This window comes from Glaciimonas sp. PCH181 (assembly GCF_003056055.1).
Taxonomy (GTDB): domain Bacteria; phylum Pseudomonadota; class Gammaproteobacteria; order Burkholderiales; family Burkholderiaceae_D; genus Glaciimonas.
This window is the reverse complement of the sequence record NZ_PYFP01000001.1, coordinates 2,780,407-2,794,515: the sequence shown is the minus strand read 5'-3', so window position 1 is coordinate 2,794,515 and position 14,109 is coordinate 2,780,407. Positions and strand designations below refer to the sequence as shown.

The 14,109-nt window shown below is 51.9% G+C and carries 12 protein-coding genes; 7 read left to right on the top strand and 5 right to left on the bottom strand.

Features of this window, described 5'->3' with window-relative positions; translation table 11 throughout:
* The first annotated feature begins 14 nt into the window (after nucleotides 1-14).
* Nucleotides 15-839, top strand: a complete 825-nt coding sequence (gene proC, locus C7W93_RS12750; protein WP_108440345.1) for a pyrroline-5-carboxylate reductase — start codon at nucleotides 15-17, stop codon at nucleotides 837-839.
* 114 nt (nucleotides 840-953) lie between these two features.
* Here the strand turns inward: proC and C7W93_RS12745 are convergent, their stop codons facing one another.
* The 4 genes from C7W93_RS12745 to recG all read right to left on the bottom strand — a co-directional run bounded on the left by C7W93_RS12745 (nucleotide 954) and on the right by recG (nucleotide 5,595).
* On the bottom strand, nucleotides 954-1,277 hold the full coding sequence (locus C7W93_RS12745; protein ID WP_108440344.1) for a YqjD family protein: 324 nt from the start codon (nucleotides 1,275-1,277) through the stop codon (nucleotides 954-956).
* A gap of 86 nt (nucleotides 1,278-1,363) precedes the next feature.
* Nucleotides 1,364-2,218 (bottom strand): 4-hydroxybenzoate octaprenyltransferase, encoded by an 855-nt coding sequence (ubiA, locus tag C7W93_RS12740; RefSeq protein ID WP_108440343.1) that lies wholly within the window; start codon nucleotides 2,216-2,218, stop codon nucleotides 1,364-1,366.
* A gap of 148 nt (nucleotides 2,219-2,366) precedes the next feature.
* Nucleotides 2,367-3,314 carry a LysR substrate-binding domain-containing protein gene (locus C7W93_RS12735; RefSeq protein ID WP_108440342.1) on the bottom strand — a complete coding sequence of 316 codons (948 nt, stop codon included), beginning with the start codon at nucleotides 3,312-3,314 and terminating at the stop codon, nucleotides 2,367-2,369.
* Nucleotides 3,315-3,459: 145 nt separating this feature from the next.
* A complete protein-coding gene (gene recG, locus C7W93_RS12730; protein ID WP_108440653.1) occupies nucleotides 3,460-5,595 on the bottom strand; it encodes an ATP-dependent DNA helicase RecG in 2,136 nt (711 codons plus the stop codon).
* 231 nt (nucleotides 5,596-5,826) lie between these two features.
* On the opposite strand from recG, the gene queA reads away from it, so the two are divergent.
* From queA to secF, 5 genes are all read left to right on the top strand, one after another.
* Entirely contained in the window at nucleotides 5,827-6,861 is a 1,035-nt protein-coding gene (gene queA / locus C7W93_RS12725) for a tRNA preQ1(34) S-adenosylmethionine ribosyltransferase-isomerase QueA (RefSeq protein WP_108440341.1), read from the top strand.
* A 9-nt stretch (nucleotides 6,862-6,870) separates the two neighbouring features.
* Nucleotides 6,871-7,998 (top strand): tRNA guanosine(34) transglycosylase Tgt, encoded by a 1,128-nt coding sequence (tgt, locus tag C7W93_RS12720; RefSeq protein WP_108440340.1) that lies wholly within the window; start codon nucleotides 6,871-6,873, stop codon nucleotides 7,996-7,998.
* 80 nt (nucleotides 7,999-8,078) lie between these two features.
* Nucleotides 8,079-8,477, top strand: coding sequence for a preprotein translocase subunit YajC (gene yajC, locus C7W93_RS12715; RefSeq protein ID WP_108440339.1), 399 nt, complete (start codon nucleotides 8,079-8,081; stop codon nucleotides 8,475-8,477).
* 331 nt (nucleotides 8,478-8,808) lie between these two features.
* Nucleotides 8,809-10,668, top strand: a complete 1,860-nt coding sequence (gene secD, locus C7W93_RS12710) for a protein translocase subunit SecD (protein WP_108440338.1) — start codon at nucleotides 8,809-8,811, stop codon at nucleotides 10,666-10,668.
* 171 nt (nucleotides 10,669-10,839) lie between these two features.
* A complete protein-coding gene (gene secF / locus C7W93_RS12705; protein WP_108440337.1) occupies nucleotides 10,840-11,784 on the top strand; it encodes a protein translocase subunit SecF in 945 nt (314 codons plus the stop codon).
* A 132-nt stretch (nucleotides 11,785-11,916) separates the two neighbouring features.
* Here the strand turns inward: secF and C7W93_RS12700 are convergent, their stop codons facing one another.
* Nucleotides 11,917-13,341 (bottom strand): MFS transporter, encoded by a 1,425-nt coding sequence (locus C7W93_RS12700; protein WP_108440336.1) that lies wholly within the window; start codon nucleotides 13,339-13,341, stop codon nucleotides 11,917-11,919.
* A 77-nt stretch (nucleotides 13,342-13,418) separates the two neighbouring features.
* On the opposite strand from C7W93_RS12700, the gene C7W93_RS12695 reads away from it, so the two are divergent.
* The gene (locus tag C7W93_RS12695; protein ID WP_108440335.1) at nucleotides 13,419-14,084 is read left to right on the top strand and encodes a metalloregulator ArsR/SmtB family transcription factor; all 666 of its coding nucleotides are present in this window, start codon (nucleotides 13,419-13,421) and stop codon (nucleotides 14,082-14,084) included.
* Nucleotides 14,085-14,109 lie beyond the last annotated feature (25 nt).

Sequence of the window (14,109 nt, the reverse complement as noted above, 5' to 3'; positions counted from 1 at the left end):
CATAGGCAAAATACATGGAAAACAAGTGCAAGATCAGTTTCATCGGCGGCGGGAATATGGCCACTGCATTGATTGGCGGGTTGGCAGGGACTGTCACCGATGCTGCCAATATTCATGTGGTCGATTTAAATGCGGATGCGTTACAGAAGCTAGCGCACCAATTTGGTGTGACGACAGCGACCGAGATTGATGCAGTCGTTAGCCGCAGCGATGTTGTTGTCTTAGCGGTGAAGCCGCAACAAATGCAGCAAGTCGTGAGCGCGTTATTGCCGTTTATGTCTGGCCAATTGGTGTTGTCGGTGGCTGCAGGGATTCAGTCGAAGGATTTGTCGCGCTGGTTAAATGGCCATGCTGCCATCGTCCGTTGCATGCCGAATACGCCAGCATTGATCGGTAAAGGTATTACGGGAATGGTGGCAACTGCGGGCGTATCCGCGCAACAGCGCGCTACCGCCGATCTTATTTTGCGGGCAGTGGGCGAGACGGTGTGGTTGGACGATGAAGCGCTGATCGATTCGGTCACCGCGATTTCTGGTAGCGGTCCGGCTTACGTGTTTTATTTTATTGAAGCGATGCAACAAGCGGCGCAGGAATTGGGATTGACGCCGGCGCAGGGCAATGCGCTGGCGCTGGCGACCTTTGTCGGTGCTTCACATTTAGCGGCAGAATCGGCGGATCCGATCTCGGTATTGCGAGAGCGCGTGACGTCAAAGGGCGGAACGACTTACGCGGCACTGCAAAGTCTCGAAGCTAGCGGGGTGAAGGCGGCCATCGTGGCGGCGGCGAAAGCGGCTGCGGTGCGCGGTAAAGAACTGGGCGAAGAATTTGGCCGAGATTAAATTTGTCGGATGCGAATAAGGATATTGCCGAAGGGCAATGCAGTGGGTATTCCGGACAAAAAAAAGCGCACATCGGATAACGATGCGCGCTTTTTTCGTAGTTAAAGCTTGTATTTATTTGCTGCGGCCAATCACAACCCCAGCCAGCAAACCGATTGCAGCAGCAACGCCGACGGCTTTCCATGGGTTGCCGCCAACGTATTCGTCAGTGACATGGGCGGCGTGTTTACTTTTTTCAACCGCTTTTTTTGTGACTTTCGGTAGCTCCGATTTCGCTGTCTGCAATGCAGCTTTCAAACGTTCGCGTGCTTGCTGGTAGCGGTCCTCAACGTGATCGCCGGTGGTATCCACCAGATCTTGCGCATCCTGGATAACAGATTTCAGGCCACCTGCTAGATTGTCGCGGGCGTCTTTTACTGATTCATTATTGATAGCCATGATTTACCTCTTTCATGTGGGTGAGCAAGCGAATTATCGGGATAACGTATTAGTGAAAAATGTAGAAAAATGATATTTGGTAAATATTATCGTAGTGCATAGTCTAGTGCAACGCCACAAAATAGTACCGCACCCAGCCAATTATTATGTCGGAACGCTGCAAAACAGCCAGCGCGTTCCCGCTTGCGTATCAGTGTGTAGTGATAAACGGCAAAAGCCACGGCCACCAACAAACCGACGTTAAACCAGCCTTGCAACCCATATTGTCGTCCGACCAGGAACACGATGCCGAAGCTGACCGCATAACATACCATTACCGCCAGAACATCGTAACGACCGAAGGTAATGGCCGAGGTTTTTATGCCGATCTTAAGGTCATCTTCACGATCGACCATCGCGTATTCGGTATCGTAAGCAATCGCCCAAAAAATATTTGCAATGAGTAAGACCCACGCTGCCAGTGGCACAGAATTTTGTACTGCGGCAAAGCCCATCGGGATGCCGAAGCCAAATGCGATGCCCAGATAAGCCTGCGGAATGGCAAAAAAACGTTTGAAATAGGGGTAGGTGCCAGCGATCACGACTGCTGCCACCGATAGTTGTTTGCTGAATGTGTTCAGCGGCAAAATGAGCAGCAATGCTAGCAGCGCCAGAACGGCGGCCACCATCAATGCCTCCCAGCCTGCGATTTTGCCGCTGGTAATCGGGCGCTGCACGGTGCGAGCGACGAATTTATCAATGTCGCGGTCGGCATAGTCGTTGATTGCGCAGCCAGCGGAGCGCATCAGGACTGTGCCAACGCAGAAAATGACGACGATTTTCCAGTCGGGTTTGCCTGCACTGGCAAGCCACAGAGCGATCAACGTTGGCCACAGCAATAGCAGGATGCCGATGGGTTTGTCGAGCCGGATGAGTTGAAAATACAGTTTGAGTCGGTTCATGATGTGCTGATTGTTCTAATAGTTCTAATTGTTCGATGTAAGGCGCGCCAGCCTATGACTGCTCTGTGGCTGAATAGGTCGAAGGGAAAGCTGGCGCAAAAGAAGGCAGCTCCCTTTTAGCAGTGCCATCTTCTTGACACTTAGGTTATTAGCCTTCAGTCGCTTCGGCATCCCGTAAAAAAGTCACGCCCGGCAAACCACAAGCTAGCACAGCTTGCTGTACCGATTCGATTGCAGCGCGGCGGGTAAAGCTTTTACGCCATGCAATCACTACCCGGCGCGATGGCCGTGGCGACGAGAACGGGATGTAACGCAGATTGCCAACTTTGGTGTTGAGGTCTGGCACGGATGCTTGGGGCAAGGCGGTAATGCCGATGCCCGAGGCCACCATATGGCGAATGGTTTCCAGCGACGAACCTTCGAAGGTACGGGCGATGCCGTCGCCAGTGGTAGAGAAGCGCGACATTTCCGGGCAGACTTCCAGCACCTGATCGCGGAAGCAATGACCGTTGCCTAATAACAGCATGGTTTCGGATTTCAGATCTTCGGCGCGGATACTTTCGCGACTGGCCCATGCGTGATCTTTCGGCAGAGCGACGACGAATTCTTCATCGTACAGCGGCTGCACCATCAAGCCATGTTCTTGAAATGGCAGCGCCATAATCGCGGCATCCAACTCACCCTGACGGAGTAATTCAAGCAGCCGGACGGTGAAATTTTCTTGCAAAACCAGCGGCATTTGCGGCACGCGATCGATCATGGTTTTGACCAATGGCGGCAGCAAATAAGGTCCGATGGTATAGATGATGCCCAATCGCAGCGGGCCAGCTAGTGGATCTTTGTTTTGATTGGCAATCTCGCGGATGGTGGCGGTCTGCTCCAATACGCGCTCAGCTTGGGCGACAATCTGTAAGCCTAACGGCGTGACAGAAATTTCACTGCCGCCGCGTTCAAAAATCACGACGCCTAATTCGTCTTCCAATTTTTTGATGGCGACGGACAAAGTCGGCTGGGCGACGAAGCAAGCTTCAGCGGCGTGCCCAAAATGCTTTACGCGGGCTACTGCCACGATGTATTTCAATTCGGTCAGAGTCATGTTGTTATCTTCGTATATTTTTTAAATCGCAGATAACCGGTCGGAGCCGGCGACACATTTTGATGGACAGGATGCGATAAAAGCTGCACCGAAAGTGCCCCCTAGGCATACTTAAATCGCACCTAAGAAGCACTTTTTCTGTCACTTATACCTTCAGAAAATCCTCCCGGCCATTCAGCCAGCGTGTCAGATGACATTCTACCGTCGTCACGTTTTCTGGCGTTGGATGATGCAATAACTGTTCGGCTAGCGCACTGGCCTGATCGACTATCCATTGATCGGTGCTCAAGTCGGCGAAGCGTAACATCGCTTGTCCTGACTGGCGCGCGCCCAAAAATTCTCCGGGACCGCGTATTTCCAGATCACGCCGTGCAATTTCAAAACCGTCCGTGGTTTCTCGCATTGTCATCAGGCGTTGCTTGGCGATCAGGCCCAATGGACTTTGATACAGCAGCAAGCATACGCTGGCAGCGGTCCCACGTCCAACCCGCCCGCGTAATTGATGCAATTGCGACAAGCCAAAACGCTCGGCATGTTCGATCACCATCAGCGAGGCATTCGGCACATCGACGCCGACTTCAATCACCGTGGTGGCGACCAGTACGTGAATCTGGCCTGCGATGAAAGCCTCCATTACGGCCTGTTTTTCAAGCGGTTTCAAACGTCCATGCACCAGGCCGACCTGCAAATCGGGCAGCGCTTCCACCAGCATGGCGTAAGTCTCGGTGGCAGTTTGTAATTGTAAGGCTTCGGACTCTTCGATCAGCGGGCAGACCCAATATACCTGGCGTCCTTCTTGTGCCGCCGCGTGGACCCGCTCAATGACTTCATCGCGCCGATTCTGATCGACGCTGCGAGTGACGATCGGCGTGCGGCCTGGCGGTAATTCGTCGATCACCGAGATTTCCAGATCGGCGTAATAGGTCATCGCCAGGGTCCGTGGGATCGGCGTGGCGCTCATCATCAATTGATGGGGAACGATGTCAGAGGCGACGCCGTGACGTTCGCTCTCGCCATTGCTTTCGGTTGCTGATTTTTGTCGTAGCGTCAAGCGCTGGCCTACGCCGAAACGGTGCTGCTCATCCACAATTACCAGACCGAGCTTGGCAAATTGCACCGTCTCTTGAATCAACGCATGCGTACCAATCACCAATTGCGCTTGTCCAGAGGCGATGCGTTCTAGCGATGCCTGTTTTTCTTTCTTTTTCAGGCTTCCCGTAAGCCACGCCACGCTGATGCCCAATGGCGCCATCCAGGCCGCGATTTTACGGAAATGCTGATCAGCCAGAATTTCGGTCGGTGCCATTAACACTGCTTGAAACCCGCTGTCGATCGCTTGCGCGGCCGCCAGTGCCGCCACCACGGTTTTGCCGCTGCCGACATCGCCTTGTAGCAAACGCTGCATAGGAAATGACTCTTTGATGTCAGCCCGAATCTCTGCCATGACACGTTCTTGCGCGCCAGTCAGTTTGAACGGCAAGGTCTTCAGAAAAGCCTTGGACAATTTTCCCACTAGCGGCAATGCACGGGCATTTTGCGCCCGACGCTCAAATTGTGCGCGCTTCAATGACAATTGTTGTGCCAGTAATTCGTCAAATTTCATCCTTACCCATGCAGGATGTGAACGATCTTCCAGCGCGCCTTCATCGATCTCTGGCGGGGGATTATGTAGCAGTCGGACCGCGGCCTCAAAAGTCGTTAATTGGTAAGTCTGTAGCTGCGCTGGCGACAAAGTATCGCGCCATTCGATTTTTTGCATCGCATCGACGATCGATTTGCGCAGGAAAATTTGCGATAATCCTTCGCCTGATGGATAAACCGGGGTCAACGCCTTCGGTAGCGGGGCCCCTTCAAGCACGATCTTGTAGGTTGGATGGACCACCTCGGCACCGAAAAAACCATGCCGAATTTCACCGCGTGCGCGCACCCGAGTGCCGACTGCCAATTGTTTGGTCTGGCTACCGTAAAAATTCAGAAACCGCATCATTAGCTGACCGCTATCGTCGGCCAGTGTTACCACCAGCTGGCGTCGCGGTCGATATTGGATATCGCAGCTGGTGACGATGCCTTCTACCTGCGCAACCGTGGTCCCCATCATATTTCCCTGATGAATCGGCACGACTTCGGTTTCGTCTTCGTAACGCATCGGAAGATGCAGCACCAGATCCATATCGGTGCGTAGGCCAAGCCGTGCCAGCTTGGTTTCACGACTTGCAGCCGGGGCTTTGACGGCCTTGCCAGACTTATTGGGTGGAGTTGATTTTCGCGTTGGGTCGGGCATATAGGCCGTAAATGGAGCGGCTGGGCGTAAAATAGCGGGTTGTTCGAGATAAATGCGGCGCTGATGAACGATTCCGATAGTCGGTAATAGTTGGCGCTGCACTCCGAGAGAGTCTTTTCGGTTGCCATTGTAAAGGCTACTTGCTGCATGCGTAAGGTGGAGAAGTCTTGAAATTTGGCCTTGAACGCATGTTTTGATTTTTTATTAATTATTTATTGGCCTTAGTTAAGTATGCATTCTCTTTCCGATTACGATTTCACGCTCCCACCTGAACTGATTGCCCAATTGCCGCTGTCTGAGCGCAGCGCTTCGCGCTTATTGCATGTTGATAATACCAATGGCGCGGCGTTGATTGATCGTCAGTTCACCGACGTGGTTGATCTATTGTTGCCCGGCGATTTACTGGTTTTTAACGATACACGGGTGTTAAAAGCACGATTTTTCGGTGTGAAAGACACCGGCGGCAACGTCGAAGTGCTGGTTGAACGTGTGCTCGATAATCGTACAGTCCACGCGCAGGTGCGGGCATCAAAATCGCCGCCAACGGGAACCAACATACGTCTGGCGGAGGCTTTCGATGTCACCGTCGGTCCGCGCGTAGGCGAATTTTTCACGCTGATTTTTCCGACTGACGTGTTCGAATTGATTGAGGCACACGGTCGGTTGCCGTTGCCGCCCTATATCGAACACACCGCGGATGCGTTCGATGAAACCCGTTATCAGACCGTCTATGCAAAGGAGTTGGGGGCGGTAGCGGCCCCGACAGCCGGTTTGCATTTCGATCTGGCGTTGCTCGAACGTTTGCGTCAAAAAGGGATTAATTTTGCCTATGTTACGCTGCACGTCGGCGCGGGCACCTTCCAGCCAGTGCGCACAGAAAACCTCGCAGATCATAAAATGCATACAGAGTGGTACACCATCGATGTCGCGACCGTAGAGGCGATACGTGCAACCAAGGCTGCTGGCAGGAGCGTGGTAGCGGTGGGCACGACCAGCTTGCGGGCGCTGGAATCGGCATCGCAATCGGGCGAATTGCAGGCTGGCGGCGCGGATACGGCGCTATTTATTACGCCGGGTTATCGTTTTAAGACGGTGGATCGTCTGATCACCAATTTCCATCTGCCAAAATCGACGTTGCTGATGCTGGTTTCGGCTTTTGCCGGTTATGACGTGATCAAAGCAGCGTATGCACACGCGATTGTGCAACAGTATCGTTTCTTCAGTTATGGCGATGCCATGCTGCTGACCACTCAAAAAAACATTTAAAGAATCTCTATGCTTGAATTTACGTTGTTAAAAACCGAAGGAAAAGCACGCCGCGGCCGCGTCAAGCTGAATCACGGAATCGTCGAGACGCCAATCTTTATGCCCGTCGGGACGTATGGTTCGGTGAAAGCCATGTCGCCGCTGGAACTGAAAGAAATCGACGCGCACATCATTTTAGGGAACACTTTTCACCTTTGGCTGCGACCGGGTATCGAAGTCGTCAAGAAGTTTGGCGGCTTACACAAATTCATGGGTTGGGATAAGCCGATCCTGACTGATTCCGGCGGGTTTCAAGTATTTTCTCTTGGAGCGATGCGTAAGATTACTGAGGAAGGCGTAAAGTTTTCGTCACCGATTAATGGCGATAAGTTGTTTTTATCACCAGAAGTGTCGATGCAGATTCAGAAAGTTTTGAATTCCGACATTGTGATGCAGTTTGATGAATGCACGCCCTATGAAATCGACGGTCGTCCTGCGACGCAGATTGAGGCCGCCGAGTCGATGCGGATGTCGTTGCGCTGGGCCAAACGCTCGCAAGATGAGTTCAAGGGCGGCGAAAATCCAAATGCCTTGTTCGGCATTGTGCAGGGCGGTATGTTTGAACACTTACGGGAAGAATCTCTGGCCGGTTTGAATGCGCTGGATTTCAATGGCATTGCGATTGGCGGTTTGTCGGTCGGCGAGCCAAAAGAAGAAATGATGCGCGTGCTGGAATATATCGGGCCAAAACTACCGGCAAACAAACCACATTATTTAATGGGGGTCGGCACGCCGGAGGACTTGGTCGCCGGTGTTCAGAATGGCGTCGATATGTTTGACTGCGTGATGCCGACCCGTAATGCGCGTAATGGGTGGTTATTTACACGATTTGGTGACGTGAAAATTAAAAATGCGCGCTATAAAGAAGATACGCAGCCGCTGGATGAAAGTTGCGGTTGCTATGCCTGCAAGAATTTCTCCCGCGCTTATTTGCATCATTTGCATCGCACCGGTGAAATTCTCGGGGCCCGCCTGAATACTATCCATAACCTGCATTACTACCTGGATTTGATGCAAAACATCCGTAATGCGCTGGATGAGGAACGTTTTACCAGTTTTGTGGCTCTGTTCCACGCGGACCGGGCGCGCGGAGTCTGAGATTAAAGTATCGCTTTATAGTAATAAACTTCCCCATTGACACGCCAAGCATAAGCAGAATGCGATTCCTGCACCGCCCAATGCTAAAATGCGAAGTTATTTTAAAACAACCACTTTTTTGGAGCATTCTAGTGTTCATTACTACTGCATATGCGCAGACTGCGCCTGCCGCAACAACTTCTGCCGGCCCTTTTGGCCTTGGTGGCAATCTGACCAGCTTCCTGCCGATCATTTTGATGTTTGTTGTACTGTATTTCCTGATGATTCGTCCACAGATGAAACGTCAAAAAGAGCAAAAATCCATGATGGATGCACTGGGCAAGGGCGATGAAATCGTTACAGCTGGCGGCATATTGGGCAAAGTAACGAAAGTTGCTGACGGTTATGTCACGCTGGAAATTGCTAGTGGCACTGAAGTTACTCTGCAAAAAAGTGCAGTAACGACATTGCTGCCTAAGGGCACGATCAAGACGCTGTAATTGGCGTCTTTGGTCGCTGATCGAGAAGCGCCTCTTGGGGCGCTTTATTCACATGATCAGGTCCATAGGTTGGTGTCGTACTTATTTATTAGCTGCAAAAAAGTTAAATGGCCGTTAGCCGAGATACACCGGTTTATCATCGTTTTTACCAATGGTGTCTCGCTATTGGGTATGAAAACCAGCAAACTCCGTTGCCGGCCAGTATTTTTTTGGGTTGATCCTGAAATGCGGCACGTCCCATTTCACCAAGCGTCCCAGTCAGCATCGGGCACCATTTATAGAAGTAAGAGTTTGTAGCAAGTTGCGGACTCACACAAAACGCTGAAACACTATGAATCGCTACCCCCTCTGGAAATATATTGTGATCGTCTTCGCGCTGTTGTTTGGCGTGCTGTACACACTGCCGAACTTTTTTGGCGAATCACCTGCGGTGCAAATCAGCAGCGGAAAATCTACCCTGAAGGTAGACAGCGCGCTGAGCGGACGGGTGGAGCAAGTCCTCCAGCAAGCCAATTTGGCGCCCCTCAGTATCGTTTTTGATGACGCCGGTCCGCAAGGTTCTGTACGTGCGCGTTTCGCCGATACCGATGCCCAGTTCAAGGCTAAGGCCTTGCTGGAAAAAGAATTAAATACCGACCCTACCGATCCGACTTATGTCGTCGCCTTCAATTTGGTCCCAAACACACCGCAATGGCTGCAAAGCATCCATGCGTTCCCGATGTTTCTGGGGCTGGATTTGCGCGGCGGTGTGCATTTTCTGATGCAAGTCGATGTAAAGGCCGTGGCAAACAAGCGTATTCAAGGCCTGCAATCGAGCGCCCGCAGCATTATGCGCGACAAGGATATTCGCTATAGCGGCATCGACCGTAACGGCGACGCAATTGAGATGCGCTTCCCGGATCAAGATACGTTGAGCAAAGCCAGGGATTTGTTATCAGGGCAATTGCCTGATCTGACGCTGACAGACGGACCGGCGGGCGGGGATATCAAGCTGATCGCCACGTTGAAGCCGGACGTATTGAAAAAAACTACCGATGAAGGTGTACAGCAAAATATTCTGACCCTCTCCAAACGCGTGAATGAATTAGGTGTTGCCGAGCCGATTATTCAACGTCAGGGTGCAGACCGCATCGTTGTGCAGTTGCCAGGTGTGCAAGATGTTTCGCGCGCTAAAGACATCATTGGTCGTACCGCGACGCTGGAAGTACGCATGGTCGATGAGTCGGTCACGCGTGGCACTGAAGAAACTGCCGCCGTACCATTTGGCTCCGAACTGTTCAAGGTCGGTAAGAATGCACCGGTCATCCTGTACAAAGATCCTGTGTTAACCGGCGACTATATCTCTAACGCTTCGGTGTCTTTCGACCAGAATCACCAACCAGCGGTCAGCATCGATTTGAACGGCGATGGCGGTCGTAAGATGCGCTCTGCCACACGCGATAAAGTCGGTAAAGCGATGGCTGTCGTGCTGTTTGAAAAAGGCAAGGGCGAAGTCCTGACGGTCGCAACGATTCAAAGCGAATTGGGTTCCAGCTTCCAGATTACCGGCATGGGTACTCCGCAAGCCGCCGCTGATCTGGCCTTGCTGATGCGCGCCGGTTCGCTGGCTGCACCGATGGAAATCATCGAAGAACGTACTATCGGACCGCAACTTGGTGCTGAGAATATCAAAAAAGGTTTTGATTCAACCTTGTATGGCTTTTTGGTTGTTTCAGTATTCATGATTTCTTATTACTTGCTGTTCGGTGCATTCAGTGTGATCGCATTGTCGGTCAACCTGTTGCTGCTAGTAGCGGTATTGTCGACTTTGCAGGCAACTTTAACGCTGCCCGGTATCGCCGCGATCGCGCTGACGCTGGGTATGGCGATTGATGCGAACGTGCTGGTGAATGAACGGATACGTGAAGAACTGCGTAAGGGAAATTCTCCTCAGGCGGCAATTGCATTAGGTTTTGAGCATGCGTGGCATACCATTCTTGACTCCAACGTGACGGCATTGATTGCCGGTGTCGCATTGCTGATTTTTGGTTCCGGTGCGATTCGCGGCTTTGCCGTGGTGCATTGTCTGGGTATTCTGACTTCAATGTTTTCGGCGGTGTTCTTCTCGCGTGGCTTGGCTAATTTGTGGTACGGCCGCCGCAAGAAACTGACGACTTTGTCGATTGGAAAAGTCTGGCATCCCGGCGAATAACGATTGAAAAGACCATTACCCGGTTTTTAAAGTGACTGAATGGCGCGCTAATAACAGGCGCTAAACAGACCAAAAAACCGCAAAAATAGATGTTGATATGACCGTACTGCCATTTTATATTTACCCTTAACTGGATGAGTAAAATGGCAAGGTCGAACCGAAAGGAATGTGATGGAGTTTTTCCGAATTAAAAAAGATATTCCGTTTATGCGCCACGCATTGATTTTGAATGTGGTGTCGGCGCTGACGTTTGTCTTGGCAGTGTTTTTCCTTTTTCATAAAGGTCTGCATTTGTCGATCGAGTTCACCGGCGGTACGGTGATGGAGGTCACGTATAGCCAGCCAGCGAATATTGAGGGCATCCGCAAAACGGTTGAGGATATCGGTTTTACCGACAATCAGATTCAAAGTTTTGGGACTGCACAAGACGTTTTGATCCGCTTGCCAGCTAAAAAAGGCGTTAGTTCATCGCAACAAAGCGAAACTGTTTTGAATGCACTGAAGGCTAAAGATCCTGATGTTGTATTGAAACGGAATGAGTTTGTCGGTCCGCAGGTGGGTGATGAGTTGGCGCACGATGGTTTGATGGCGCTGCTGTTCGTTGTGGTCGGCATCATGCTGTACCTGGCGATTCGCTTTGAGTGGAAATATGCGGTTGCCGCGATTATCGCGAACTTGCATGACGTGGTGATTATTTTGGGATTTTTTGCGTTCTTCCAGTGGGAGTTTTCACTCACGGTATTGGCGGCGGTGCTGGCGGTACTGGGTTATTCGGTGAACGAATCGGTCGTGGTATTTGACCGGGTACGTGAAACTTTCCGGGACCGCAAGTTCGGAAAAATGGCGACGCCGGATGTCTTGAATCATGCGATTACCAGCACTATTTCCCGGACTATTATTACCCACGGAAGTACTGAAATCATGGTGTTGTCGATGCTGGTCTTTGGTGGCCCGACCCTGCATTATTTTGCTGCGGCACTGACTATCGGTATTTTGTTCGGTATTTATTCTTCGGTGTTCGTCGCCGCAGCGCTTGCCATGTGGCTAGGCGTGAAGCGTGAAGACTTGATCAAGCCGATCAAGGAAAAAGATGAAACAGAAGGCGCGGTCGTTTAAGCGCAGTCGATAAAAAAACCAGTCTTCGGACTGGTTTTTTTATGGCGATTAACACATGTTAAATGACCGTTTATTTTTCTTGGCTTTATTCAGAGGTTTAGCGCGACCATCGTTTTGCGGCCACTTTTGTCATCAATGAAATGATGGAGGTAGCATCCTGCGACTTAGCCAAATGGCTAATATCGGCGCAATCGCAAAGCTGCCGAATAGCCAATATGCAGCACTGCTTGCGCCACGTAATCCACCCGGCGTCGATAGCCCTGCGGTATTTGCCAGCAGACCAGCCAATGCCGCACCGATAGCCATCGCATACAGTTGCACCGTCGTGATGGCGGATGAGGCCAGATTTTCTTCTCCGACCGGCGCGGCTTTCATGACACGTGTCAGCAAATGCGGCCAGCCGAGTCCTACGCCAAAGCCGACTCCGGCTAAGGCGATGACCAATATTGTCGTTTCTAATGCCAACGGCAGACGGTCGTGCTCTGGCATGACGATTGCCAGCACGATCAGCGCCAGCGCCACGCACACAGGACCAATGCGAATCATTCGATCAGCGGCGATACCGTTGCGACTTGAGCTGATGAGCGATGCGATGCTCCAGCCACCTGCCATGGCGGCGGTCATATAACCGGCCATTAGCGGTGTGTGAAGATGAATTACTTGCAGAAAGTAGGGCACAAAAATTTCAGTCGTGGTACCCATCATCAACAGACAGACGCACGCAAAAATGGCCCCCAGCGGCGAGTGAAGCGAATACGCGCCGCTGGGCAATAGCCGCACTGTTGCACGCTGATCCAGCCAGGCCAACAAAATGCCGAGGCCCAAACCGATGGCGACGCCGATGATTTTTCCTATCGTTTGCGTGAATAAGTCGCCGATAGCGATCACCAATACCGATGCGGCCAGCAAGCAAATTTTACCGAAGGGAACTCGCAGCGTTCCGCGGTCTGCCGCGTTATCCTGACGACTATCGAGTTGACTGCTAACGATCACGGCTTGCAACGCTGCGATTGGTAATAGCACCCAGAATGCCAGCCGCCAGTTGCCGGTTTGGGCAAATAGGCCACCCACCGCAGGTCCGAATAGCGTCGCAATGCCCCACATGCCCGAAACTAGCGCCACCGCTCGCGACCATAAGCGCTGCTCAAATACGATCCTGATCAACGCATAGCTGAGAGCTGCCAGAATTCCGCCCCCCAAGCCCTGAACGCTACGGCCGACTAATAACCATGCCATTGTCGGGGCCGTCGCGCAGCCTATCGTACCGATGGAAAACAATGTCAGTGCGCATAAATAGGCAGCGCGTGGCTGGAATATATCGATCAATTTTGTGGAGAGCGTGGAGCCAAGAATCGAGGCGACTATAAACAGCGTGGTGTTCCAGGCGTAATAAGGCAGCCCTCCGATATCGCGCACGACCGATGGCAATATCGTGGTCACAATGTGAACATTAATGGCGTGCAGAGCGACGCCGCCGGTCAGTGCGATGGCGCGCAAAGCATTGCGACCGGCGAGTAAATCTCCCCAAGTGGGAGCGGCGGTGGATAGGGTCTTCAAGTGCACCTCGACAATTGCATTAATCGGCTTTAATATCCAAGAAATTAGTTGGATATTGCGGAGTGTAAAGCCGAAAAATGGAATATACAAGAAATAACTTGGATAATAGCGAAGCGCAATCTACCGCCGACCGTATTCTTTTGCGTCTGAAGACCAAAGGCGCCGCTTCGACCGCGACCCTTGCGCAAGAACTTGACATCACGGTTGAAGCCGCGCGTCTGCAAATGCAGAAACTGTTCTCCGGTCATTTGGTTGCCGGTTTGCAAGAGGCCTCTTCAGGCGCTGGGCGACCGCGCCAAAATTGGGTGCTGACCGCCACTGGCCATGCCCGTTTTCCCGATACGCACGCGCAATTGACGGTCGATCTGATTGGCTCAGTCAGGCAATTATTTGGCGAGAGTGGCTTGGAAAAACTGATTAGTCAGCGCGAAGATACGCTGCGGGTAACTTATTTTCAAGCCTGCGAAGGACTGACGGCAGTGGAGGACAGACTAGCGAAATTGGCTTCGCTACGCGAGGCCGAGGGCTATATGGCAACGGTTGAACGCGATGGCGCAGATTGGTTGCTGATAGAAGATCATTGCCCTATTTGCGCAGCCGCAAGAACTTGTCAGGGCTTTTGTCGGTCCGAACTCGAGCTATTTCAAGAAGTTGTGGGCGGTGGCGCTGAGGTGAGTAGAGAGGAGCATTTGTTTGCCGGAGCACGCCGATGCGTCTATCGCATTCGCTCTATCGTAGCCTGAAGCAAAAGAAACGTTAAACCGCCAT